A 23485-nucleotide genomic window follows, 5' to 3' on the forward strand; every position below is an offset into this window, starting at 1 on the left:
CATAAGATACGCAGATCGGAAAAAGGTTGCTTTTCCAATTGTGATACTAGTAAAAGAAGTGGTAATTTAGCCTTCCGAATAAAAAAAAGATTGAGAGATATGAGCAGTGAAAAAGACGCCAAGTTAAAAGCCCTGAAACTCACCCTTGACAAGTTGGATAAAACCTATGGAAAAGGGGCCGTTATGAAGATGGGAGACAGTGTGGTACAGGACGTTGAGGTTATACCTTCCGGTTCCCTTGGCCTTGATATTGCCCTCGGGGTAGGAGGTTATCCCAGGGGTCGCGTTATCGAAATATACGGGCCGGAATCTTCAGGAAAAACCACCCTTACACTTCATGCTATTGCAGAAGCGCAAAGGGCTGGTGGTATCGCTGCCTTTATTGACGCCGAGCACGCCTTTGATCGTTTCTATGCAGAAAAATTAGGGGTGGATATAGACAACCTGATCATTTCCCAGCCTGACCACGGAGAGCAGGCTCTGGAAATAGCAGATAACCTGATTCGCTCGGGCGCCATAGATATAGTTATCATCGATTCGGTAGCCGCTTTAACGCCTAAAAGCGAAATTGAAGGCGAAATGGGCGATTCCAAAATGGGGTTGCACGCCCGCCTGATGTCACAGGCCCTTCGAAAACTAACCGGGTCTATCAGTAAAACCCATTGTACCGTTATTTTCATCAACCAGTTGCGTGAAAAGATCGGGGTAATGTTCGGCAACCCTGAAACCACAACAGGTGGAAACGCCCTGAAGTTTTATGCATCTGTCCGTCTGGATATCCGCAGGTCCACCCAGATAAAGGATAGCGACGGTTCCGTTCAGGGGAACAAAACCCGCGTAAAAGTTGTTAAAAACAAGGTGGCACCCCCATTTAAAACTGCCGAGTTTGATATCATGTATGGGGAAGGTATCTCCAAAATTGGTGAAATACTGGATCTGGGAGTAGCCTATGAAATCATTAAGAAAAGTGGTTCGTGGTTCAGCTACGGAGATACAAAACTTGGACAGGGAAGGGATGCTGTCAAAACACTTTTACAGGACAACCCCGAACTTTTGGAGGAATTGGAGGCGAAAATCAAAGAGGCTATTTCAATCCTTAAGTAAAGGAACTACCATTTATTGCCTTAGTACTTCCAAGCAACCTTTAACCGGCTTTCCCATCTGTCTTTATGGAGTTTAAAGGAAATGTTGCGTATGAAGACCTTTCTTTGGAAAATGCTGCCTGCTTTGGCGCTGTTACTGTTGTTTTCATCCTGTGATATCAGCAATGATGACGCGAGCTTTCACTTTGTTACGGTTCCAGTCCAGGCAGTGGATATGCCGGAATCATTTACCCTCAATGAAACCTACACAATAGGAGTTACCCTTTTGATCCCGAATGGCTGTACCTCCTTTGAAGGATTTGATGTAACTTCAGAAGGGGAAACCATTCGCCGGGTAATAGGAATCGGAACAGAGCGGGACAATATTGCCTGCACTGAGGCCATTGAAGTTGTAGACAGTAGTTTCGAATTCCTGTGCCTGTATTCCGGGACTTACCTGTTTAAATTCTGGACTGGACAGAACGAAGCAGGTGAACCGCAATTCCTTGAGATAGAGGTTCCGGTAACCCCCTGAGATGCAGGCGAATTTTCCGCTAATGCAACCAACATTTTGAAGCAGAAAGACCTCATACATAAATGCAAAAAAGGGAATAGGGCTGCACAGGAAAAGCTGTACCGGGCCTACTCCGCAGTTCTGTATGGCCTTTGCCTGAAATACTCCAGGAACAAGACGGAAGCAGAAGATAATTTACACGATAGTTTTATGACCATTTTTGAGAAAATACATCAGTATCGATTCAAAGGGTCATTTGAAGGCTGGATGAAACGCATCACTGTGAATACGGTATTGCAAAAGTACCGTCGTGAGGAGCCCCTCACGCTGATTACGGAAGTAGAAGATGCCGGGGAGCATCAAGAGACCAGTGAGATGCAGGACATCCCGCTGGCAACCCTTTTAAAATACGTACAGGAGCTTCCTGCCAAATACAGGATCACCTTCAATATGTATGTGCTGGATGGCTATACTCACAGGGAAATCAGCGAGGCGCTGGGAACCTCAGTGGGTACCTCCAAGTCCAATTTATCGAGGGCAAGGATGATCCTCCAGGAAAAAATAAAAAATACAAATATTCATATAGCTTAATACCAGAGATATGAAGTCAAAAAATACAGACCGGATATTCCGCGAGCAACTGGAAGGTTTCCAACAGGAACCGGAGGCTGCTGTTTGGGACCGCATTAATGAATCCCTGGACCAAAAAAGGAAACGCAGGAAAATCATTCCATTTTGGTGGAAATTAGGGGGTGCTGCAGCAATACTGCTTCTTGCGGTCTATCTGTTTTCCCCGGAATCAGAGCTACAAGAAGATGTTCCGTCCATCACCAATTCTGAAGAATCTGCTCCCGTCTCTCCTCTGGATTCCCAAACGGAAAATGAGAGTTCTTCACCAGGGCAGGAAGAGGTTATTACCCAATCCATTCAGGGGGCTGAGAATCCTGATAACAAAAATGCCTGGGGTCTTGTGGCGGATGAAAACGAAGCTGACACTGGACATAAAAACCAAAAGTTTGCTTCTCCCTTGAGGGAACTTCCGCCACCTGCTCAGCAGTCAGGGATCGCCAGTAACAGGGAAATCACTCCTGAAAAAGAGAAAATCGGGAACAAAGAAAGTGCTGGCGAGGAAGTACCGGCCGAAACACTTGCAGAAACAAAATCCGAAAGTGGCAAGGAATTTTCAAACAAAGCCATTGGGGAATTAATTGAAAAGGAGTCTCAAAAGGAGAGTGCCCTGGTCGAATCTCAGGCTAAAGAAGAGCTGTTGGGGAAGGCTGATGAGGAAGAAAAGATCGTTGAACCGGATGATTCAAATAAGCGCTGGTCAGTAGGCCCCAGCCTGGCCCCCGTATTTTTTAGTTCCTTTGGGAATGGCTCGCCTATTTCTCAAAGCTTTGTGGCCAATTCAAAATCCGGGACTGTAAATATGAGTTACGGCTTAAACCTGTCTTATGAGGTCTCTAAAAAGCTGAGTATCCGTACCGGTATTCATCGTGTAGACTATGGCTATAATACAGGTGAAGTCGCCTTTACCTCTTCTCCGAGTGCGGGCCCCAGTTCCCTGATACGAACCATTAGTTACTCTGAAAATTCCAGAACACTGGTGGTACAGAGTGCCGCAAACAGCAACCCGCAATTAGATGCAGCGGCTGCCGATGTGGCCGCGCCCAGCCCTGCAAGGGAAGGGAATATGCTTCAGGAATTCGGATATCTGGAGCTACCCCTCGAAATGCAGTACAACCTGGTCGATAAAAAATGGGGGCTGAACCTGATTGGGGGAATGAGTTCCCTTTTCCTGATCAATAACAGCATAAGCCTGCAATCTGAAGGAGCGGCAACGGAGATTGGGGAGGCCACCAATATGAACGAGGTGAATTTCAGCACAAACCTGGGCCTGGGCATCTATTACAATCTGAGCCCGAGCATGCGGCTTAATATGCAACCCATATTCAAGTACCAGCTCAATACTTTTTCGGAGACGGCTGGGAATTTTAACCCATATTCCATAGGTATATACAGCGGGCTGAATTTTAAATTCTAATTCCTGCTGGCCCTGGCAAGTGTATTCTAAAACCCGGGGCCTTGCAAAAGGCTATTACGGATCAGTTCGTAAGCGTGGTTCTTTAACGGAGCCGTATCCACATGGTGCAGTTGTTTTGTTTGAATAAATGGATACACCCGGACCCTTAGCTCACCAGGGGAGCCTTTAAAAATTGAAAAGGGGAACCGCTTTTTTGCATCGAAAAAAACAATTGGAACAATGGGAATCTGATGGGCTATTGCCATTTTAAAGGCCCCGTCTTTAAAATCATCCAGTAATACTTGCTCCTCAGGAACCCCTCCTTCGGGAAAAATACAGATGCTCAGGCCGCTTTCCAGCCTTTTTTGAGCCCGTCTGTACACTCCAGAACGACTTCGGCTATCTTCCCGGTCTACCATTATACAGACCCTCTTGTAAAAAAACCCAAAGATGGGGATCTTCACCAATTCTTTCTTCCCTACAAACACAAAGGGGTTTCGGCTTACCCGCAGCATCAGCATAATATCCAGCATACTGGTGTGATTGGCGATAAGCATATAGCTTTTCCCTTGTACCAGTGGCTCATCCCGGCGTATTTTGGGAAAGCATCCCATTCCGAATAATATTACAGAGGCCCAGATATTACGGGCTAGCCAAAAGAACTGTGGATAGGTTTTTTCAGATAGCGTAAACAGGATCAGAAAAGGGGCGAAAACAATTATGGGAAGGGTAACCAATATATAAAACCAGCACCTGTAAAGTACCCGAGCTGTTTTCTTTAGAACCCCTAACATGTTTTCAAAAGTAAGAATTTTGGGAGGGTTTTGGTATTTCTTTTACTTTTGTGCTTCCATTTTAAATCAGATATCAAATGCCGCGGATACTCACCGGAATACAAAGTACAGGAAGGCCACATCTGGGAAATATTCTGGGTGCCATACAACCGGCGATCTCCATGGCGGCTGCTCCCGAAAACGACTCTTTCCTTTTTATTGCGGATATGCATTCGCTCACACAGATAAAAGATGGGGAACAGCTCCGCAGCAACACTTATGCAACTGCCGCAACCTGGCTCGCTTTCGGTCTTAATATTGAAAAGACTGTTTTTTACCGGCAGAGCGATGTGCCGGAAGTCAGTGAGCTGGCCTGGTATCTGAGTTGTTTTTTTCCCTATCAGCGGCTGACCCTGGCACATTCCTTTAAAGACAAGGCCGATCGGCTGGAAGATGTGAACGCAGGTCTTTTTACCTATCCGATGCTTATGGCGGCGGATATTTTATTGTACGACGCGGAATTTGTGCCCGTTGGAAAAGATCAGTTACAGCATCTTGAAATGACCCGTGACGTAGCCTCCAGGTTTCATGTACAGATGGGGGAAACTTTTGTGATCCCGGAAGCCAGGGTTCAGGAAAGCACTATGTATGTGCCCGGTACCGATGGCCAGAAAATGAGTAAAAGCAAAGGTAACCTCATAGATATTTTCCTGACGGATAAACAGCTGCGAAAGCAAATCATGGGGATTGTTACTGACAGTACGCCCCTGGAGGAACCAAAAAACCCGGATACGGACACGGTATTTGCACTGTATAAAATTTTGGCTACCCCTTCCGAACAAGCCGAAATGCGGGCAAACTACCTGAATGGAAATTACGGCTATGGCCATGCCAAACAAGCCCTTTACGAATGCATCCTCCAAAATTTCGGTGAAGCCAGGGAGAAATTTCATTATTATATGAACAATACCGGTGAAATTGACCAGGCACTTTCCACCGGAGCAGACAGTGCCCGAAAAGTGGCAAAAGATGTGCTGGGTCGTGTTCGGGAAAAATTGGGCTACTAACCCTTCCCAGGTTCAATTCCTAATTCCTGGAATCAAAGCGCTTTCCAGGCAAGGAACGCAGCAGTCCTTTCAATTCCAGTTGTAACAGCCTCGATGCCGTTTCTGCGATGGATAATTTTGCATTAAAGGCGATATCATCCAGAAAAGCCCCCTTATTTTGAGCCACAAATTCCATAATCTTAGCTTCCGACCTGTCCAGCCCGGCCAGGTCAGGCAAGGGGTCTGTTTTAATATCCTGTCCGGGGCCTTCCCAGTTCATGGACTCCAGGAATTTCTCAGTACTGTAAAAAAGCTGTGCTTTGTTCTCAAAAATAATCCGGTTGCATCCTTCGCTTTTTTTATCCCCTGCCCGACCCGGAACCGCGAATACCTCCCGTTGATAATTGAACGCCAGGTCTGCAGTCACCAGGCTCCCCCCGCTAACTGCCGATTCGACAACTATAGTGACCTGACTTAAACCGGCAATGATCCTGTTGCGCTGTAAAAAATGATGTCTTTCCGGGCGCGTTCCTGTCCAGAATTCGGTAAGAAATCCACCCCTTGCCACTACATCTTCAACATATTTATAGTGTTCCCTGGGGTAAATCCGATCCAGCCCATGTGCCAGGCAAGCTATGGTGGTAAGTCCCAAATCTACAGCCAGCCGTTGGGCATAGATATCCACCCCATAGGCAAAGCCGCTGATAATTACAGGGTTAATATGTGCGATTCCGGGGAGGAATTCTCTACAAAAGTCCCTGCCGTAAGTTGTCATACTCCGCGTACCGACTATGCTGATACAGGGTCGATTTTCTAACGCGAAACTGCCTTTTTGAAATAGTAATAATGGGGCGTCCTGGCATTGGGCCAGATAAAAAGGATAGTTCTCATCCCAATAGGCCAAACAATGAACGCCCATAGCCATCATTTTGCGATACTGGGCTTCTGCAGCACGCAAATAAGATTTATCGCGTAGTTTCTGCCTGAGCAGGAACCCCCCTTTCTTTTTTTGAAAGCTGTCTTCGGAACCCGGGGAAAAAATGGCCGACGGACTTCCGAAATATCGGATGAGTTTCCGTGCCCGAACAGGACCCAGGCCCGGAATTCGCTGTAGCCGCATTAATGAAATCAATTCATCTTCAGGCATTTGATTCATATTTCATTTCAGGCATTTCCCGATGTTGATAAAAAGCTGATAATCTGAATTGGTGAAACTGTTAAAAATTGTCATATTTGTGAAAATGGGAATTGAAAATCACATATCATCGCTGTTATACAGGTATCAGTGTGTAGTTATGCCCACTTTTGGTGCATTCCTGACCCAAATAAAGCCTGCTTTCCTGCAAAAGGATAGCAACAGTTTTTTTCCGCCCAGAAAACAGCTTTCCTTTAACATACAGCTCAATTCCAACGACGGCCTGTTGGCATCCCATATTGCAGAAATAGAAAAACTATCCTATGAGGAAGCCCTCACTGCAATTGAGGAGCAGGCGAAGTTGTGGATGAAATCACTCCGAGCGGAAGGAAAACTGGAACTGGCTGACCTCGGCACCTTCAAATTGAACCATGAGGGGAAAATACTGTTCATCCCGGAAGAAAAAATAAACTACCTGACGGCTGCATTCGGTCTGAGTCCGGTTATTGCCAGCCCGGTAAGCAGGGAAATAATGAAGGAGGAAGTGGAAGCCCTTGAATCTGAAATCCCATTTATTATTACCCCGGAAAAAAGGTCCAGCTCAGGTATTCGCCCCTTACTCAAGTACGCGGCCGTGGTTTTCCTGTCCGTGGCAGCAGGTATCAGTGGCTATATGTTTTATCAGCAAAAAGGATATTCGGATGCCCTGGTTCGGGCAAATGCCCAGGAAGTGGTCTCCAGGAATATTCAGGAAGCTACCTTTTTTAAATCCCATCCCCTTGAGTTGCCTTCCATTACCCTGGAAATAGTTCACAAGCAAAAGGGAAATCACCACATTATTGCAGGGGCATTCCGTTTCAGGGAGAATGCAGATAAAAAGATCGCACAGTTAAAGGCTAAAGGGTATAGTGCCCGCTACCTCGGAGCTAATGCTTATGGTTTACACCAGGTAACCTATGGCAGTTTTACCGATCCCTCAGAAGCCCTCCAGCAATTGAGGGAAATCAAACGTACGGAATCACCAGACGCCTGGTTACTTTCAGAAAGATAGTTCCTTAGCCTTTTCTTCAATTCCTGACTGCCAGGCTGTATCTTTGCAACAGCAATTTATCAATGATAATATGAAGGTTAAAACACCCAGCGATTCCCGGACGATCATGACTGATCTGGTTCTCCCCAGTGAAACGAATCCACTGAATAACCTTTTCGGAGGTGAATTACTAGCCCGTATGGACCGTGCGGCCAGTATTGCCGCCCGCCGGCATAGCAGGCGGATTACGGTTACGGCCTCGGTAAACCATGTGGCCTTTAACCGTTCCGTACCCCTGGGCAGTGTGGTAACTGTGGAAGCAGCTATCTCGAGGACCTTCAGAACATCTATGGAGGTTTTTATTGATGTCTGGATCGAGGATCGCTTTAGCGGGGAACGAACCAAGGCCAATGAAGCCATTTACACATTTGTCGCTGTAGATGATACGGGAATCCCAACCGAGGTTCCACCCATACAGCCGGAAACTGAATTAGAAAAACAGCGCTTTGAAGCTGCCCTGAGACGGAAACAACTCAGCCTGGTGCTGGCGGGAAAAATGAAACCTCATGAGGCCACAGAATTAAAAGCCCTGTTTATGGGTGACCAATAGGCATCCGGAAAACTGCTGTAAATACTAAAGGGGGAGTATATAATATATACCGATCGTGTTTTTTATAAACGATAGATCCATTCTTCCGGATTCAGGCGGGTAACGTCGCGATACAAATAAAATTTCAATTGGGTCAATCCATTAGACCGATTGGTATATATCTCACCCAGAGCCTCTTTAGCTTCAACTTTGTCACCCTTTTTTACATACAATTCCGATAGATTGTAATACGTACTGATGTAATTTCCGTGCTTAATCTGTACCCCTTTATTGCCTCCGGGAACGGCCAGAATCGCAATTACCTCTCCTTCAAAAACCGCCCTGGCTTTAGCGCCCTCGTCCGTAGCGATTATCACCCCATTACTCTGATGTTTTATCCCCGGATAGACGGCATCCTGATAAACCCCAAATCCCTGCTTTTTTACCCCCTTTTCGACTGGCCAGATCAAATTTCCCTTATTGGCCGAAAAGTTGCTGGCGATAAGGGTAGCCTCAGGAGTGAGTGCAAACCGCGACGCAGTTCTGTCCGACCCGCGCTTTTCGCGGTTTGAGGCCGCTATAGCCTCCCGGATCAGGCGATCGATTTGCCGGTCTATGGCCCGGGCTTCTTTTTGTTTTGTATCTATCTCCTTAGCATACGCGCTTTCATTCTGGCGAATGCTCTGCAAAAGGTCTTTTTGCGCCTTTACTTCTACCATTAACTGATCCCTGACCCTGCGGTTCTGAGCAATCAGCAAATCTTTTTCCTTGCGCTGTTGGGTGAGGTCCTGGTTCAGAGCGCTCAGGGCCTCTGTTTTTTCAATTATTTCCTCCCCTTGCCTTTTTCGAAATTGGGTGTATTGTTTAATGTACTGCAATCGTTTAAAAGCCTGGAAAAAACTCTGGGAAGATAACAGGAACAACAATCGGTTTTGTTGGGACCTGTTCTGATAAGACTTGCGGATCATCCGGGCGTAATCGGTCTTAAGGGATTCGAGCTCCTCCCTCAGTTTGGAAATGTTTCGGATGTTGGCATTAATCTGGCGATTAAGCAGGTTGGACTGCTGGTTGGTTACCCGTATCAGTTCCTGCTGCCGATTGATCTTTTGGTCGAGAGCCTCCATTTGATCCAGCACACTACCCTTTTGCTTGCGCTCCGCGAAAAGCAAGCGGTTAATTTCCCTGATCTCATTTTCGAGTTGCTCCTTTTTTGACTCCAGGGCTTTTTGTTCCCCGGTCTGGGAAAATGAGTTCAGGCCCGTTAAAAACAGGAGCCCCAACAATATTCCCAGGAAAGAGTACTTCATACAGGGCCTCACTTAAAAGCAATGGGATTATAACCGCTAGGTATTCTGTAAGGGAACCGCAGCTCTTTGTTCAACTCTACCTGCTTGTAGGTTATCCCAATCGTAATTCTTTCGTCCTGATCAATGGCGGCTATATGCACCTGGTCCGGCAGTATTTCACCCTGAATTTTCTGGTAACTGGTATACCGCACTTCCATTAGTCGTTTCTGTTCTGGCCGGGCCAATTGCTGGGAGGCCATTTTAAAATAGGTCGGTTCTACGGTCAGGAATAGTTTATAGAGTTCCAGTGGCATCTTTGGTTTAAGTTCGTAAGCGGTTGCCGTATATCCCACATCGTATCGCCTGTCCTTTAAATCGATAATAGCCTGCCCCAATAACAGGTTCTGAAGCTTTTTAAAATCTATTTCTGAGCCCAGCAAATTGCTCAGATAGCTGAAATCGCCTTCAAAGAATTCGTTGTTTAGTTTGTTGTAGAATGATACCCGCTCAGGGGTTATATAAACCTTTATAACGCCTAACGGAGCGCTCAGCCAGATTACCTCATTCCGTTTCATGCGCAGGCTTACATTCACGCTTTGTTCACTGCTTCCATCCGAATACTCAATACCCAGCCGGCTGTTCAGCGTTTTAAAGTTGACATCTGCGGCCAGATGGTTTCGGATAATCTTACCAGCGGTCAATTTCTGATCTATCTTTCCCTCAGCCAGTATCCTGGTGCTGCTGCAGGAAACCAATAGTCCTGCAGCCAACACTCCTGTCATAATCTGTTTCCAAACAGCAATCTTCATAGGCCTTCTTTCAATTTGTTTGAATAATAAGTGGCTTTTTCCATATCCCCTTTAAGGGAGTAAGCCTCAGACAATGCCCGGTATATCAGGGCATTTAAATCCGATGGGCCAATGAGCAGTTCTTCCCCCATCAGCAAGCTGGAGATGGAACTGTCGATATCTTTTTGCTCCAGGTAGGCCCTTCCCTGCTGATAGTAAAAGTAAGGCTGCAATGGAAATAATTCAATAGCCTCGGTGCTTAAATCCAGTAACTTAGCCCAATTCTGTTCCCTTTCGTTGATTTCCAGCCGCAGCCGGTAATCTGCCACTGACCCTTCAAGAATTTCTGCCTCTTGCTCCTTTGGTGTTGGAACTGCGTTTTTCTCGGCATTGGCGGCCTTAGACAATTGATCCAGTCTGGCCTTAAGCAACCGCATTCCGGGACTGCCCGGAAGACCATTCAGCGCTGTTTCTGCCTTTTGAATCTGCCCATGATCCAGATACCAACTGGCCAGATTTATTTTTAGTTTTGGCGAATCGTATGGAACCACGGCTCTGACTAATTCAAAATCCCGGTATTCCCTGGATAAAATTTCCATGAGTGTATTGAGGTACCAGTATTCTTCAGGAGCAGCGTTCAGGGCTGTAATGGCATAGGTTTCTGCCGCAGCTAATTCCCCGGAAAGCAGCAGGACTTTCGCAAGTTCATGATCGATTACCGGATTGTCTTCTTCCAGTTGTTTGCATTGCAGTAGTAATGCACGGGCACGGTCGTAATTCTCTATTCCCTTCTCCTTAAGGGCTTCAAAAAACAATTCCTGGAAACGATCTGTATACGCTTCCGTATATATTTCAGCGCTGGCAGGCTCTTGTGCGTTCACTCGCGCTAACAAACATAACATTGCCAAGGTCAATAGCCCATATGTAGGTATGAATTTGGCCACTATAATGTTGTTTTTCTTAGATTTTTCCTGTGCTTCCAAAGCCCCCGCTCCCCCGCTGCGAATCGGTTAAAGCCGAAACTTCTTCCCATTCTGCCCTTTCATGCCTGGCAATCACCATTTGGGCAATGCGGTCCCCCTTGCTGATGGTTACCGGATCTTTGGATAAATTCACAAGAATCACGCCAATCTCACCCCGGTAATCTGAATCTATGGTTCCCGGGCTGTTGAGCACGGTAACCCCCTGTTTGGCTGCAAAGCCGCTTCTGGGCCTTATCTGGGCTTCATATCCGGCAGGCAATTCAATAAATAAGCCGGTTTTTACTACTGCCCGCTGCAGAGAACTCAGGGTTATAGGTTCAGCTATTTCAGCCCTTAGATCCATGCCGGCAGCACCTGAAGTCTGATATTGTGGCAGCACATTCCCTGATTTGTTTACGATTTTAACCTTCATTTACCCCGCAGTAATTTCAATAAGACTTCTTTCTCCATTCTGTAAAGAATACCCAAAAATACTAAAAGTAAACCCAGGCCCAGATAAAGGTTGTTGTTAAAACCGTAATAAGATATCACAGAAAAGGCAATTGACAGGCCCATATAAAAACTGATTTTCCGCAGGTTATAAGGAATTGGATAATATTTTCGCCCCAGCGCATAAGATAAGAGCATCATCGTGCCATATGCTGCCAGGGTGGCCCAGGCAGATGCCTGATACCCGTACCGCGGGATAAACATTAAGTTTATTACAATTGTAAGGACCGCTCCAACTGCTGAGATAATAGCCCCAAAGCGGGTGCGGTCGGTAACCTTATACCATACAGACAGATTGTGGTATATCCCCAGGCAAAAATTTGCCAGCAATACTATGGGTACAATCGCCATAGCCTCCCAATAAGCTTCATCCCTTATAAAGAGTACTTTCAGCACATCAGCAAACACCACCACCGACAGCAGGATAAGACTTCCCAGGACAACAAAGTAATTCGTTATCTGCGCATAGGCCTTTTTGGGGTTGTCTGATTGGGAGTGACTGAAAAAAAAGGGCTCTATCCCCAGCCGGAATGCGGTAGCGAACAAGGTCATAAACATGGTCAGGCGATAACAGGCGGCATAAGTTCCCATTTCACTTTTGGCGATTTCTGGAGGAAGCAATTCCGTAAGCAGGTATTTGTCAAATACTTCGTTGATGGTAAAGGCAATCCCGGCTACCATTACCGGCAGGCTGTAACGCAGCATCCGCTTAAAAAGGCCTGTATCAAACCCGCGTTGCAGACGAAAGTAATTGGGGCTCAGAATCAGCAGGGTTATGGCACTGGCGATAAGGTTGGAGATTAGTATATAGGATACTTCATAATCGGGAACATACAGGGCATTCCAGATCCCTTCTGAATCGGATGAGGCCAATTTGGGTAATACAAGCAGAAAGAACAGGTTAAAGCCGATATTGGTACAAACATTGGCGATTTTTATAATCGCGTAAACCCCCGGCTGTTCTTCGGCCCTGAGTTTGGCAAAGGGTATAATCACAAAGGCATCCAGGCAGAGGATCAGAATAAAATAGCCAATATACCGAAGTTCGATATTGAGAAGGTTTGCAAGGCTTTCCCGCATTGCAAAAGCAGCTATCAGAAAAATAAGGGTGCTGCTGCCTACCGATAAAAGCGAGGTAGACAACACACTTTCCTTGTTTACTTCCTTGCTGTAAAACCTGAAAAATGCCGTTTCCATTCCAAAGGCCAGGATTACATTAAAGATGGCAAACCAAACAAAAATCAGCGATACTTCTCCGTATAGCCCCGGAGCCATTACTGCCGTATACAGCGGCACCAGCAGGAAAGACAGCATCCTTGGCAATACCGTTGCCAGGCCGTAGATAAATGTTTGCTTAAATAATTTCTGGAAAAGCTTCAACTAGGGACGCATTAGACGCAAGTCCTAAATTAGGCAATTAGGCAGAACCCGCAAAGTCAGTTTTTTTGACGTCCCGGATATAAGGTGCTGGGTTTTTCTTTTATCCCCTTTATTTTATAGTAATATTTCTTTCCCTCCGATTTTACCAAATAACTCATAACAGCCTCATCCGGCTTGAGTTTAAAGGGAAATTTACGGGTATCGGGAAGCGGCCTTGGGAGTTGATTGCCGACCTCTTTTGTGGAATCTGCATGCATAATGATATCTGTAGGCTCTGTCTGGGCATCTTTATAGGAACCCTCAAGCTTAAAGCCGGTCTCCGTTTCCACAACGGCCAACTTCATGATCCTGCCTCGTACGAAAAGGGAATCTATCACTATAGCCTCCGGGTCAAAAGGGTTCCAGCGTGCTGCAAAATTCATCCCCCTTCCACTGCGCTCCATCCCTCCGCTCCAATACTGAAGGCTGGGGCTGTCTACGGTAAAGGGCGGTTCTGAAACCAGAGACTTCTGGGAAGTACAGGCCACAATCCCCAAAAGGCCTATAAAAAGGATGTATATTATTTTTTTCATTTTTTTTATGCTTAACCCCGTAAAGATAGCTATCCAAATTTGATGCCAGAATCAAATTTGGTCCAGAAACCAGCTTCTGACCGAAAATAGGAGCAATCATTACCGTGTTACAATAAAAAAGCCCTGAATTTGAATTCAGGGCCTTGTTTTGGTTTGTTTGACAGCGCTATTTATTCAAAGCCTCTGCTCCACCAACAATTTCAAGTATCTCGTTGGTAATAGCTGCCTGTCTGGCCTTGTTATAAGTAAGAGTTAACTGCTCCTTAAGTTCTCCGGCGTTATCTGTGGCCTTGTGCATGGCTGTCATCCGGGCTCCGTGCTCACTGGCAAAAGAATCCCTGATGGCTTTGAACAATTGCGTTTTTAAAGATTTTGGGATCAATTGCTCCACAATTTCCGCTTCGGAAGGTTCAAAAATATAATCCGACTTTTCGTTTACAGAATCACTTGGCGGTTGAATGGGCAGGAACTGCTCCGTCATCACAATCTGGGTGGCGGCATTTTTGAATTTGTTATAAACCAGATCAATGCGGTCATAGGTGCCGTTGTTAAACAATTCCATTAGTTCTTCGGCTATCCTTTCGGAAGCCTCGAACGTAAGGTCATCGTATATTTCACTGTGATTGGCGGCAATTGTATAGCGTTTCTTCAGGATATCAAGAGCTTTCTTTCCGATACAGAAGAAGTCTACCTTTTTGCCGGCATAGGTTCCGTCGTGCAGGGAAACGCTCTGTTTGACGATATTGGAATTAAAAGCCCCGCAAAGACCCCGGTTGGAACTGATTGCTACAACCAAAACCTTATTTACATCGCGGATTTCGGCAAACTTACTGCCACTGTCCCCATCCAGGTTTGCACTCAGATTCTGAAGCAGTTCGGTAAGCTTGTCGGCATAAGGACGCATAGCGGTAATAGCATCCTGGGCCTTCTTCAGCTTTGCAGCAGACACCATCTTCATGGCAGAGGTGATCTGCATGGTAGAAGATACCGATGTAATCCGGTTTCGTATTTCCTTTAAGTTTGCCATAGTGTTGTATGCTATTTAAGCGCCCCACCAAAAATATTTGGTATAGGGTATTAACTTCAGGCCTTGTATTTGCTCGATAGCTCCTTGCACACCTGTGTGAGGGTATCTGTGACTTCATCGGTCAGTTTCCCTGCTTTCAGGCTATCCAGAACATCCCGGTGCTTCGCATTTAGGAATTCCAGATAATCGCGCTCGAATTCTTTTACTTTTTCCACAGGAACACCCCTGAGCAGGTTCTTGGAACCGGCATAGATAATCGCAACCTGATCTTCAACTGTGAAGGGGTCATTCTGGGCCTGCTTCAGGATTTCCACGTTTCTTCTTCCCTTTTCAATTACATTCAGGGTGGCCGCATCCAGGTCGGAACCAAACTTCGCAAATGCTTCCAGTTCGCGGAACTGGGCCTGGTCCAGTTTCAGTGTTCCCGCTACTTTCTTCATGGATTTGATCTGGGCAGATCCCCCCACACGGGATACGGAGATCCCAACGTTAATCGCAGGCCGGACCCCCTGGTTGAACAGGTCCTGCTCCAGGAATATCTGTCCGTCCGTAATGGAAATCACGTTAGTCGGGATATAAGCCGATACGTCTCCTGCCTGGGTTTCGATGATCGGAAGGGCTGTAAGGGAACCTCCTCCTTTAACAACCTTCTTAAGGGTATCCGGAAGGTCATTCATGTTTTTGGCAATCTTGTCGTCATCAATCACCTTTGCCGAGCGCTCCAGCAAACGGGAGTGCAGGTAGAATACGTCTCCGGGATACGCCTCACGCCCTGGCGGACGTCTGAGCAGCAGGGATACCTCCCGGTAAGCGACAGCCTGTTTGGAAAGGTCATCGTAAATGATCAGAGCCGGGCGACCGGTATCTCTGAAATACTCACCGATAGCCGCTCCGGCAAAGGGAGCATATACCTGCATAGGTGCAGGATCGGATGCGTTTGCTGCAACGATAGTTGTATAAGCAAGGGCTCCTTTATCTTCAAGAGTCTTGGCAATAGCCGCTACAGTTGAAGCTTTTTGTCCGATAGCTACGTAAATACAGTAAACCGGGTTTCCTGCATCGTAGAATTCTTTTTGGTTGATGATGGTGTCAATACAAACGGTGGTTTTACCAGTCTGACGGTCACCGATTACCAGCTCACGCTGTCCGCGGCCGATAGGGATCATGGCATCAATCGCCTTTACACCCGTTTGCAGGGGTTCATTTACAGGCTGACGGAAGATTACTCCGGGTGCTTTGCGTTCCAGAGGCATTTCAAACAGCTCTCCTTCTATGGCTCCTTTCCCATCGATAGGAGTTCCAAGGGTATCCACCACGCGTCCCACGATGCCTTCCCCTACATTGATAGAGGCTATTCGCTGGGTACGTTTTACGGTATCTCCTTCTCCTACTTGCCTGGAGGGTCCCAAAAGTACTACCCCAACGTTGTCTTCTTCCAGGTTCAGGACAATTCCTTCCAAACCTCCATCGAATTCCACCAACTCTCCGTACTGGGCGTTGGATAATCCGTAAACTCGGGCAATACCATCCCCAACCTGAAGTACGGTACCCACTTCATCAAGGGTAGCCGTTGCCTCAAATCCTGACAATTGCTTCTTTAAGATCGCTGTTACTTCAGCTGCTTTAATTCCGGCCATTTTATTATTTATAAAGGCGATCCGGCCATCCGGATCGGGTTATACAATTAATTCTGTATTAATTCTCTTTTTAAGTTTCCGAGCTTGCTGGCAATGCTGGCATTGTATTCCAGGTCTCCCACACGGAGAATAAATCCGCCGATCAGGCTCTCATCAACAGTATTTTCGATACTTACCTCTCCTCCGGTAATGGATTCGATTTGTTTTAACAATTTCTTTTCCAGCTCTGCTGTAAGAGGCACGGCAGTCACTACTGTTGCGATATCCTGTCCTTTTGCCTTTTCGCATAGCGCAATAAATTCGGAGGCTACTACATCCAGTATTCCTATCCGCTTATTTCTGGAAAGCAGCTTAAACAATTTAAAGCTTAGCGGCTGAGAACCTTTGAATAAAACTTCCATTGCCTTTTCCCTATCTGCAGAGTTCAGTACCGGACTGTTCAGTACATCATTAAGGGATTCATTCCCCTCAATGGTTTCTGCCACCAGGCGCATGTCCTTTTCAACCGTCTTGACTGCTTTCTGCTCTATGGATAGTTCCATAAGCGCCTTGGCATAACGATAAGCTACTCTCCTCTCGCTCATACTACTAGCGTAATTTGATGTCTTCGACCAGCCTGTTAACCAACTTTAGCTGCTTGTCTTTATTATCCAGTTGCCCTGCGAGGACTTTTTCCGCTATTTCCAGTGAAAGGCTTGCAACCTCATTTTTTATGTCGGCGATCGCTGCTTTCTTTTCACCTTCAATGCTTTGCTGGGCCTTTGCGATCATTTTATCACCTTCCGTCTCGGCCTGTGCCTTTGCCTCGGCAATCATCCTTTCTTTAATTTCCCGGGCTTCTTTCAGCATGGCCTCGCGTTCGGCACGAGCTTCCTGCAGCAGTTTTTCGCTGTCGGCAGTTACATTCTGCATCTCTTTTTTGGCATCTTCAGCCGCCGCCAATGCATTTTTGATCCCTTCTTCACGTTCATTAACCGCCTTCAGGATGGGTTTCCACGCAAATTTCCGCAATAAGAGCAGAAGCAGGATAAACAAAATGGTCTGCCAGAAAAAGAGGCCTATCGAAAACTCGTTAATTAATTTTTCCATTGCTTTGTCTTTACCTTATGAATTTTCCTTTAAACTCCGCCCGTTTATACCAACCGCATAAACAGACGGAGTATGATGCTGGTTTAGCCTGCGAAAATCGCGGCGAAACCAATACCTTCAATAAGCGCCGCTGCAATCAGCATCGCTGTCTGAATTTTACCATAGGCCTCAGGCTGACGGGCAATTGCTTCCATTGCGCGTCCACCAATCATACCGATACCGATACCGGCACCGATCACGGCTAAACCTGCTCCTACTACACTTGGAATTTCCATAAAATAATTATTAAAAAATTAAACAATTCAACTATAAATGTGCGAGCTCTGCATCGTCGTGATCGTGCTCGTGTTCTTCAGCGGCAAAACCAAAATACAAGGCTGCCAGCATGGTGAAAATATACGCCTGTAAGAGGGCTACAAGCACCTCTATTAGGGAAATGGCGAAACTCAGTCCAAAAGACAAGGGCCCGCCAACCCAACTTTTAAAAATAAAGATCAACCCGATCAGACTCATGAGTACCACGTGGCCTGCAGTCATGTTTGCATACAAACGAATCAGCAGTGCGAAAGGCTTGATAAACATCCCCAGAACCTCAATTGGAACGAGAATTATATAAATTACCATTTTACCGTACCAGGGCATTCCGTCTCCCAGCGGGTCAAAAATATGTTTCCAGTAGTCTTTGGTGCCTGTGAAATTGGTGATGAAAAATACGATTACCGCCAGGGCCGTGGTTACGGCAATGTTCCCGGTAACGTTGATCCCCAGTGGAGTGAGTCCGAACATATTCAAAAACCAGATAAAGAAAAATACAGTGAGCAGAAAGGGCATGTATCGCTTGTATTTCTTCTCCCCGATATTGGCAATGGCAATGTCGTCCCTTATGTACAAAACAATAGGCTCAAAAAAGCGACCTGCTCCTTTAGGAATGCTGCCATTACGGGCATAGCTCCTGGCCAGGCTGCTGAATAACCATATCAATAAAAGCCCGGTTACGAGCATCATCACCACGTTTTTGGTGATGGAAAAATCAAGTGGCTTTACATTGGTAGGATGGTGATCCTCGTCAAAGTTGATTGTCCCTTCTGCGTCTGTGCGATAAATTTTTCCATGCTCCAGGGCATAATAATTCCCGCCTGCTTCTGCAACAGTTTCTCCGTGGTGTAATTGCGAAGAGGAAAATATTCTCAATCCGTCGTCCCAGAGAATCACAGGCAGTGGAAAACCAAAATGGACCTCTTCCCCTTCCTCGTTAGTCCAGGAGGTTATTGTGAAATCATGAGAATCCCGAAGGTGATGCTCAATAAATTCCTTTACTATTTCCTTGCGGCTCTGTGGAGTTTCTCCCGTATTTGTGCTGCTTTCTTTGGCGATCGCATTTTGACCCGACAAAAGGATTACAAAAGCAAAAAGGTACTTCACCAGGATTTTATGCATGTCTCTAGGATCTAAGGGTCTCTAAAAATCGGTGCAAATGTACGGCATTCCTTTAAAAAGAAAAAAGCATTTAAATTTTATTTTAAAGCTTTGGAAGCTAGCGGAATCAGGGGGTGTTTTTTTCCATATTCCGCAACAGGAGGGAGGCAAAAAGTGTTTCCAGGATCAGGGCTACTGCATAGGGTACGAAAAAGGCCGCAAACTCGGAACGGCCGAGGCTGCCATCAGAGGCATATCCCGGATAGAAGAAAACAAAGAAACCCAGAAATTTTAGGAGGCTGCCCGCAATAAACAAAAAGCCAATCTGGTTTTTGAGTTTCTGTCGAAAAACATAGAGCAGCACAACAATTCCAAAGGCCAAAATAAAGTTGAAGAGATAAGTGCCCGGCAGGGCCTCACCGAATACCTCAAGCCCATACTCAATGCGAAGCCAGCAGTGTATCCCAAAAGCTATGCCAAGGCTAAACAAGAGGATTGCAGCGTAACGCAACAGAAAACCTGCATCCTTCATCAGTATTTGACCTGTTTGATTTGTCTGAGTACGACCCAAAGGGAAATCCCGACACCCAAAAGGGTTGCAAAGGCTGTAAAAATTCTTTTTTCAGTTGCGTAATAACTATCGAGCCACATTCCTCCGCGGGCAAACAAATAGATAATGACCCCCATTTCTATGGCAATGCCTGAGAGGATTGCGAGGTTTTTTATAGGGTTCCTATTTTTCTTATCAGGAGGCTTTGGCACGTTCGGATGTGTTGGCAGGGCCTCCGCCGGATGGTTTCATCCCGGAAGCAGCAGAAGTGGGTGCACTGGCAGTACCAACGGCGCCTTTCCCCTTCATGGTGCAGGAGGCGTTAAAAGTAGCTCCGGGTTCCACGGCCAGTTTGGAAACGCTAACGCTACCTTCAATAACCGCTGAATCCTTCAGAGAAAGCAGTTCAGAAACGAATAATTCTCCATTAAAGCTGCCTTCTATATCTGCATTCACGCATTCTACTTTTCCATGGATATAGCCACCCTTTCCAATGACTACCTTCCCGGAAGTTTTTACATTTCCATCCAGTTTTCCGTCAATGCGGAAATCGGCTTCGGAAATAATATCTCCTTTGATTTTGGTGTTCTTTTCGATTCGGTTGGGTTGTCCTCCAATTTCGTTCATAGCTCTGGGTTTTTTGTTATCTGAAAACATGGTAATTAGGGTTTTGGGGATTGTATTGTGTTTCTGTAATCGTCTATATTCTTATGGACCTGGATAATTTTATAGTTGGAGGATAAAATTACAAAATTCTCACGCTCAATAAGATAATCCTTGTTGTTTTTTAGCAGTTCCAGGTATCCCAGAGCAAAGTCACGTGAAGGGAAGCCATGTACCACCACATAGGCGTCTTCCAGATCATAGATGTCTCTGGATACTCGGTTTTTATAATTTAGGTCCTTAAGGGATTTCTCCAGTTTTCCTGCAAGCTTTTCAGCTTCCTCAACCTGGTAGCGCTTAAAGGGAAAAACAACTTTCCAGTTTTCCCGTCCTTTAGAGTCATTTGCCCTTGAAAATTCTTTGTTTTCCAATTGCGGAATCTGTTCGTCTATCATGGTTTGGGCCTGCTTGCCCTCCGGGCTGTTGGGGTAATTGAGCGCCACGTAATTAAGGGCTTCCTTAAATGCAATAAACCCCTGCAAACGGCCAATTGCATTTGCCTTAAGCAGTTCCAGCTTTGGAACAATCGGATCTCCTGTAAACTGATTGATACTCTTCTCTGCCCCGGTTATCACTTCCAGAAAGCGTTGCTCGCGGAAGGCCCTGAACAATTCCCCATATCTGCTGTCCGGACTGTTTTCAAGGGCAGAAAGTTCTATTTCGGGATTGGTGAGGATTGCTGCATACCGGCTATCTGGGTGGTTCTGGATGATATCGGAGCGCATATCTTCCCAAAGCGGACTGTCTACTGCCTCATAAATCTTCAACAGGTTGTATTTGGAAGGGAGTATCAGGCGCTCCTCCGGATTGGAGGCAAGCACCCTTTCAAGTTTGCCCGCTGCCAGCATCAGCTCTTTGAATTTCTCCTTGTAAATAAGCCCCAACTGATAATTTGCAAAATTTCGCTCGTGCTGAAGACTGTCAACTACGAGCGGGTCTTTTGGTATGCGATCCAGATAAAAATCAAGAGAATAGCGCTGCTCCTCCGAAAAAAGGTCTGCCTCATCCCCGCTGTCCAAATCGGCGGTCAGGGCCTCCTGCTCTGTCAGAATACGAGCCTTATTGCTCCATCTCCAGTTATCCTCCAGTTCCCTGTTCCCCCACTTGTTGGTAAATGCTGTTTTCCCGTATCCCAGGCTGGTGATATTATAGAAATAAAATTTACCCTTGTTCTGTTTGCCTCCTTTGGTTTCCGCAAAAGCAGCGAATCCTGTACTTGCCTGCTGCTCCTTCTTCAGGGCTTCTGCTTCGGCAACAGCCTTCAGGGAGTCTATATGGTTCTGAAAATAAATTTCCCGCTCTACCGGGCTCATATTGTAAATCTGAATAACGCTATCAGTATACTGAACAACTTCCTCGTAGGCAATTACATCATCCAGGTTGTCCCTTTTTTTCCGTATGGCCCGGAAAGTACGGGTATTCTCGTCCAGGTTCAGCAAAACACTGTCATAATAGGCCCCGGCGGTCCGGTAAGAGTTTTCGTCGAAATAGTGATCTGCAAGGTCCTGATAATTAAGGGCGTTCAGCTGAGGTTTAAGCTGCGTTTTTCTGAGCGATTGGTTGTAATAGGACAGGGCCAGGCTGTCCGATCCGGTTTGCTGGTGGTGTTCTGCCAATTGCCGGTAAATAATGTCCAGAAAAGGACGGTTCTCCCGGTCTTCTTCGAGTTCAGTCAGGTATTCCAGCAAGTCCTCTTCATTTTCGGGATCTACCGGCGTATTCTGTATTTTTCTCAAATGGGCATTGATAAGGTATACCCTGGGAATCCTTCTGTTTAGCGCAATAATTTTATCAAAGGCAATATTGGCGCTGTCTTTATAGTCCAGCTGGTTAAACAGCTGTCCGATGATGAACAGATATCTTCCTCTTTCAGCCGGCTTGCGTGTATAGGCGACAGCCGTTTTTAATTCCTGTATGGCAGTGTCCGGGGCATTCAGGTTAATATAGGCCTGTCCCATAATAGCCCTCGCATCGGCATATTCCTGGTCTTTTAGCCGTTCAAATTTAAAAAGGCGTTTCAGGTTTTCAATGGCCAGTTCCTCATAACCCAGGCGGATGTTGGTTTTTTCCCTCCAGATAGTTGCCTCGTTCAGCTTGTCGCTTTCCTCGTATTTCCGCAGTACATAATTAAATGCTTCCAGGGCGGGGATATAACGCTCGTCAAAGTATCGCGATTTTCCGAGCAGCAAGAAGGCCTCATCGGTTTGAGGATTGCGCTCCAAATCGGAAATATCCATACTGTGTTTCTGGATAGCTTTGGCAGCTTTTTCTTCGGCTTTAAGGAAATTGGGGTTGTTATCCTCCGAATCCAGTTTAATCTCGCCCGATACTTCCAGGCGCTCTACCGGAAGGATTTCCCAGTAGTTATCTCTGTACGATTCATTGAGTTGTTCACGGCCCTCTTCAAAGGCCAGGTTCCCGTTATAAAGGACATTATACTTGGTATTCAGGGCATGCCAATTCCTATTGACAAAAGAGTCTTTCTTGGTGGAACATCCCACCAACATAACTCCCGCGCCCAACAGGTAAAACAAAAAATTGAAACGAAGCTTCAAAATTCCCGGTATTCTTATGTATCCTTAACTACAAAAGGCAGTTTTTAGTATGCCGGGACACTGCAAATCAGAAGATATTGATGTCTTATTCAGGAAATAACCTCTCAGAAGCTCTTTAGCAGTAGTTTTTACCGGCTGCAGGGCTATCCTGGCAGGGGCTAGTTATCAAAGAATGCTTCCAGCTCTTTCAGGGTCTTTGGAGAGGTCTCAATATCCTTAACAACTACCCCTTTATCTAGCACCACAATACGTTCGCAAACCTCGGTTACATGAATCAGGTCATGACTGGAAACCAGCACGGTTACTTCCCGGTTGGCGGCCAGGTCCTTCAATATTTTTTTCAGACGGATTTGGGTGGTAGGGTCCAGGTTGGCAAAGGGCTCATCCAGGATGATTACCTCAGGGTTTCCGATGAGCGAAGCCACAATCCCCACTTTTTTCTGATTCCCTTTTGAAAGGTCTCTGAGGTATTTCTTCTGATTGAGGATTTCCCCGTGAAAGAAATCTTCAAATCCTCCAATAAGCGCATCTACATCCTGCTTGCTTTGCCCCCTTAATTCCCCGATAAAATAAAAGTATTCCTCAGGGGTGAGATAACCGATCAGGAAACTTTCATCTATAAAAGCAGAGGTAAAGGGTTTCCAGGCCTCACTTTTACGCACTTCAATTCCATTGTTGGTAATCCCCCCTGAACTGGGTTCAATAAGGTCAAGTAAAAGGCTGAAGAATGTTGTTTTTCCGGCCCCATTGTTCCCTACCAATCCGAAGCACTGCCCCTTTGGGATATCCAGCTTTTCAATATTGAGAACGGTTTGAGCCCCGTATGTTTTTGTTAGGTCTACTGAGACAATCATAATT

At 46.0% G+C, this 23485-nt stretch carries 26 protein-coding genes; 7 read left to right on the top strand and 19 right to left on the bottom strand.

Features of this window, described 5'->3' with window-relative positions; translation table 11 throughout:
- Positions 1 to 99 precede the first annotated feature (99 nt).
- The 4 genes from recA to ACT6NU_RS05720 all read left to right on the top strand — a co-directional run bounded on the left by recA (position 100) and on the right by ACT6NU_RS05720 (position 3640).
- Positions 100 to 1104, top strand: a complete 1005-nt coding sequence (recA, locus tag ACT6NU_RS05705; protein WP_445383502.1) for a recombinase RecA — start codon at positions 100 to 102, stop codon at positions 1102 to 1104.
- 90 nt (positions 1105 to 1194) lie between these two features.
- Positions 1195 to 1617, top strand: a complete 423-nt coding sequence (locus ACT6NU_RS05710; RefSeq protein WP_445383503.1) for a hypothetical protein — start codon at positions 1195 to 1197, stop codon at positions 1615 to 1617.
- Positions 1618 to 1653: 36 nt separating this feature from the next.
- The gene (locus ACT6NU_RS05715; protein WP_445383504.1) at positions 1654 to 2187 is read left to right on the top strand and encodes an RNA polymerase sigma factor; all 534 of its coding nucleotides are present in this window, start codon (positions 1654 to 1656) and stop codon (positions 2185 to 2187) included.
- 10 nt (positions 2188 to 2197) lie between these two features.
- Positions 2198 to 3640, top strand: coding sequence for an outer membrane beta-barrel protein (locus tag ACT6NU_RS05720; protein WP_445383505.1), 1443 nt, complete (start codon positions 2198 to 2200; stop codon positions 3638 to 3640).
- A 26-nt stretch (positions 3641 to 3666) separates the two neighbouring features.
- On the opposite strand, the gene ACT6NU_RS05725 is transcribed toward ACT6NU_RS05720, so the two are convergent.
- Complete coding sequence (locus ACT6NU_RS05725; protein WP_445383506.1) at positions 3667 to 4413, bottom strand: lysophospholipid acyltransferase family protein; 747 nt, start codon at positions 4411 to 4413, stop codon at positions 3667 to 3669.
- 77 nt (positions 4414 to 4490) lie between these two features.
- Here ACT6NU_RS05725 and trpS point away from each other — a divergent pair, with 77 nt between their 5' ends.
- On the top strand, positions 4491 to 5459 hold the full coding sequence (gene trpS / locus ACT6NU_RS05730; protein ID WP_445383507.1) for a tryptophan--tRNA ligase: 969 nt from the start codon (positions 4491 to 4493) through the stop codon (positions 5457 to 5459).
- A 19-nt stretch (positions 5460 to 5478) separates the two neighbouring features.
- Here trpS and dprA read toward each other — a convergent pair whose 3' ends face one another.
- Positions 5479 to 6585: a DNA-processing protein DprA gene (gene dprA, locus ACT6NU_RS05735; RefSeq protein ID WP_445383508.1), complete on the bottom strand. Its 1107-nt coding sequence runs from the start codon at positions 6583 to 6585 to the stop codon at positions 5479 to 5481.
- Between the two features lie 94 nt (positions 6586 to 6679).
- Here dprA and ACT6NU_RS05740 point away from each other — a divergent pair, with 94 nt between their 5' ends.
- Together ACT6NU_RS05740 and ACT6NU_RS05745 are read left to right on the top strand one after the other, a co-directional pair.
- Positions 6680 to 7624, top strand: coding sequence for an HU domain-containing protein (locus ACT6NU_RS05740; protein WP_445383833.1), 945 nt, complete (start codon positions 6680 to 6682; stop codon positions 7622 to 7624).
- 70 nt (positions 7625 to 7694) lie between these two features.
- Complete coding sequence (locus tag ACT6NU_RS05745; protein WP_445383509.1) at positions 7695 to 8213, top strand: acyl-CoA thioesterase; 519 nt, start codon at positions 7695 to 7697, stop codon at positions 8211 to 8213.
- A 62-nt stretch (positions 8214 to 8275) separates the two neighbouring features.
- Here the strand turns inward: ACT6NU_RS05745 and ACT6NU_RS05750 are convergent, their stop codons facing one another.
- The 17 genes from ACT6NU_RS05750 to ACT6NU_RS05830 form a co-directional block, all read right to left on the bottom strand.
- Positions 8276 to 9499 (bottom strand): murein hydrolase activator EnvC family protein, encoded by a 1224-nt coding sequence (locus tag ACT6NU_RS05750; RefSeq protein WP_445383510.1) that lies wholly within the window; start codon positions 9497 to 9499, stop codon positions 8276 to 8278.
- Between the two features lie 8 nt (positions 9500 to 9507).
- Positions 9508 to 10287 carry a DUF4292 domain-containing protein gene (locus tag ACT6NU_RS05755; RefSeq protein ID WP_445383511.1) on the bottom strand — a complete coding sequence of 260 codons (780 nt, stop codon included), beginning with the start codon at positions 10285 to 10287 and terminating at the stop codon, positions 9508 to 9510.
- Entirely contained in the window at positions 10284 to 11147 is an 864-nt protein-coding gene (locus ACT6NU_RS05760; protein ID WP_445383512.1) for a tetratricopeptide repeat protein, read from the bottom strand. The genes ACT6NU_RS05755 and ACT6NU_RS05760 overlap by 4 nt, the downstream gene beginning before the upstream one ends.
- Positions 11148 to 11226: 79 nt before the next feature.
- The gene (gene dut, locus ACT6NU_RS05765; RefSeq protein WP_445383513.1) at positions 11227 to 11661 is read right to left on the bottom strand and encodes a dUTP diphosphatase; all 435 of its coding nucleotides are present in this window, start codon (positions 11659 to 11661) and stop codon (positions 11227 to 11229) included.
- Positions 11658 to 13118: a lipopolysaccharide biosynthesis protein gene (locus tag ACT6NU_RS05770; protein ID WP_445383514.1), complete on the bottom strand. Its 1461-nt coding sequence runs from the start codon at positions 13116 to 13118 to the stop codon at positions 11658 to 11660. Before ACT6NU_RS05770 ends, dut begins: the two co-directional genes overlap by 4 nt.
- Positions 13119 to 13174: 56 nt before the next feature.
- The gene (locus ACT6NU_RS05775) at positions 13175 to 13690 is read right to left on the bottom strand and encodes a hypothetical protein (protein ID WP_445383515.1); all 516 of its coding nucleotides are present in this window, start codon (positions 13688 to 13690) and stop codon (positions 13175 to 13177) included.
- A gap of 166 nt (positions 13691 to 13856) precedes the next feature.
- Positions 13857 to 14717 carry an ATP synthase F1 subunit gamma gene (gene atpG / locus ACT6NU_RS05780; protein WP_445383516.1) on the bottom strand — a complete coding sequence of 287 codons (861 nt, stop codon included), beginning with the start codon at positions 14715 to 14717 and terminating at the stop codon, positions 13857 to 13859.
- Positions 14718 to 14773: 56 nt separating this feature from the next.
- Positions 14774 to 16354, bottom strand: a complete 1581-nt coding sequence (gene atpA / locus ACT6NU_RS05785) for a F0F1 ATP synthase subunit alpha (protein WP_445383517.1) — start codon at positions 16352 to 16354, stop codon at positions 14774 to 14776.
- 47 nt (positions 16355 to 16401) lie between these two features.
- Complete coding sequence (atpH, locus tag ACT6NU_RS05790; RefSeq protein WP_445383518.1) at positions 16402 to 16938, bottom strand: ATP synthase F1 subunit delta; 537 nt, start codon at positions 16936 to 16938, stop codon at positions 16402 to 16404.
- Between the two features lie 4 nt (positions 16939 to 16942).
- Positions 16943 to 17443, bottom strand: a complete 501-nt coding sequence (locus tag ACT6NU_RS05795) for a F0F1 ATP synthase subunit B (RefSeq protein WP_445383519.1) — start codon at positions 17441 to 17443, stop codon at positions 16943 to 16945.
- 83 nt (positions 17444 to 17526) lie between these two features.
- Positions 17527 to 17718, bottom strand: coding sequence for an ATP synthase F0 subunit C (gene atpE, locus ACT6NU_RS05800; protein ID WP_015753297.1), 192 nt, complete (start codon positions 17716 to 17718; stop codon positions 17527 to 17529).
- Between the two features lie 31 nt (positions 17719 to 17749).
- Complete coding sequence (atpB, locus tag ACT6NU_RS05805) at positions 17750 to 18880, bottom strand: F0F1 ATP synthase subunit A (protein ID WP_445383520.1); 1131 nt, start codon at positions 18878 to 18880, stop codon at positions 17750 to 17752.
- Positions 18881 to 18986: 106 nt separating this feature from the next.
- Complete coding sequence (locus ACT6NU_RS05810; protein ID WP_445383521.1) at positions 18987 to 19391, bottom strand: DUF6168 family protein; 405 nt, start codon at positions 19389 to 19391, stop codon at positions 18987 to 18989.
- The gene (locus ACT6NU_RS05815; RefSeq protein WP_445383522.1) at positions 19391 to 19621 is read right to left on the bottom strand and encodes an AtpZ/AtpI family protein; all 231 of its coding nucleotides are present in this window, start codon (positions 19619 to 19621) and stop codon (positions 19391 to 19393) included. Before ACT6NU_RS05815 ends, ACT6NU_RS05810 begins: the two co-directional genes overlap by 1 nt.
- The gene (locus ACT6NU_RS05820) at positions 19605 to 20066 is read right to left on the bottom strand and encodes a bactofilin family protein (protein ID WP_445383523.1); all 462 of its coding nucleotides are present in this window, start codon (positions 20064 to 20066) and stop codon (positions 19605 to 19607) included. The genes ACT6NU_RS05815 and ACT6NU_RS05820 overlap by 17 nt, the downstream gene beginning before the upstream one ends.
- Before the next feature lie 5 nt (positions 20067 to 20071).
- Positions 20072 to 22627 carry a type IX secretion system periplasmic lipoprotein PorW/SprE gene (gene porW / locus ACT6NU_RS05825; RefSeq protein ID WP_445383524.1) on the bottom strand — a complete coding sequence of 852 codons (2556 nt, stop codon included), beginning with the start codon at positions 22625 to 22627 and terminating at the stop codon, positions 20072 to 20074.
- A gap of 158 nt (positions 22628 to 22785) precedes the next feature.
- Positions 22786 to 23481: an ABC transporter ATP-binding protein gene (locus tag ACT6NU_RS05830; RefSeq protein WP_445383525.1), complete on the bottom strand. Its 696-nt coding sequence runs from the start codon at positions 23479 to 23481 to the stop codon at positions 22786 to 22788.
- Positions 23482 to 23485 lie beyond the last annotated feature (4 nt).

It is taken from the genome of Robiginitalea rubriflava (assembly GCF_052540725.1).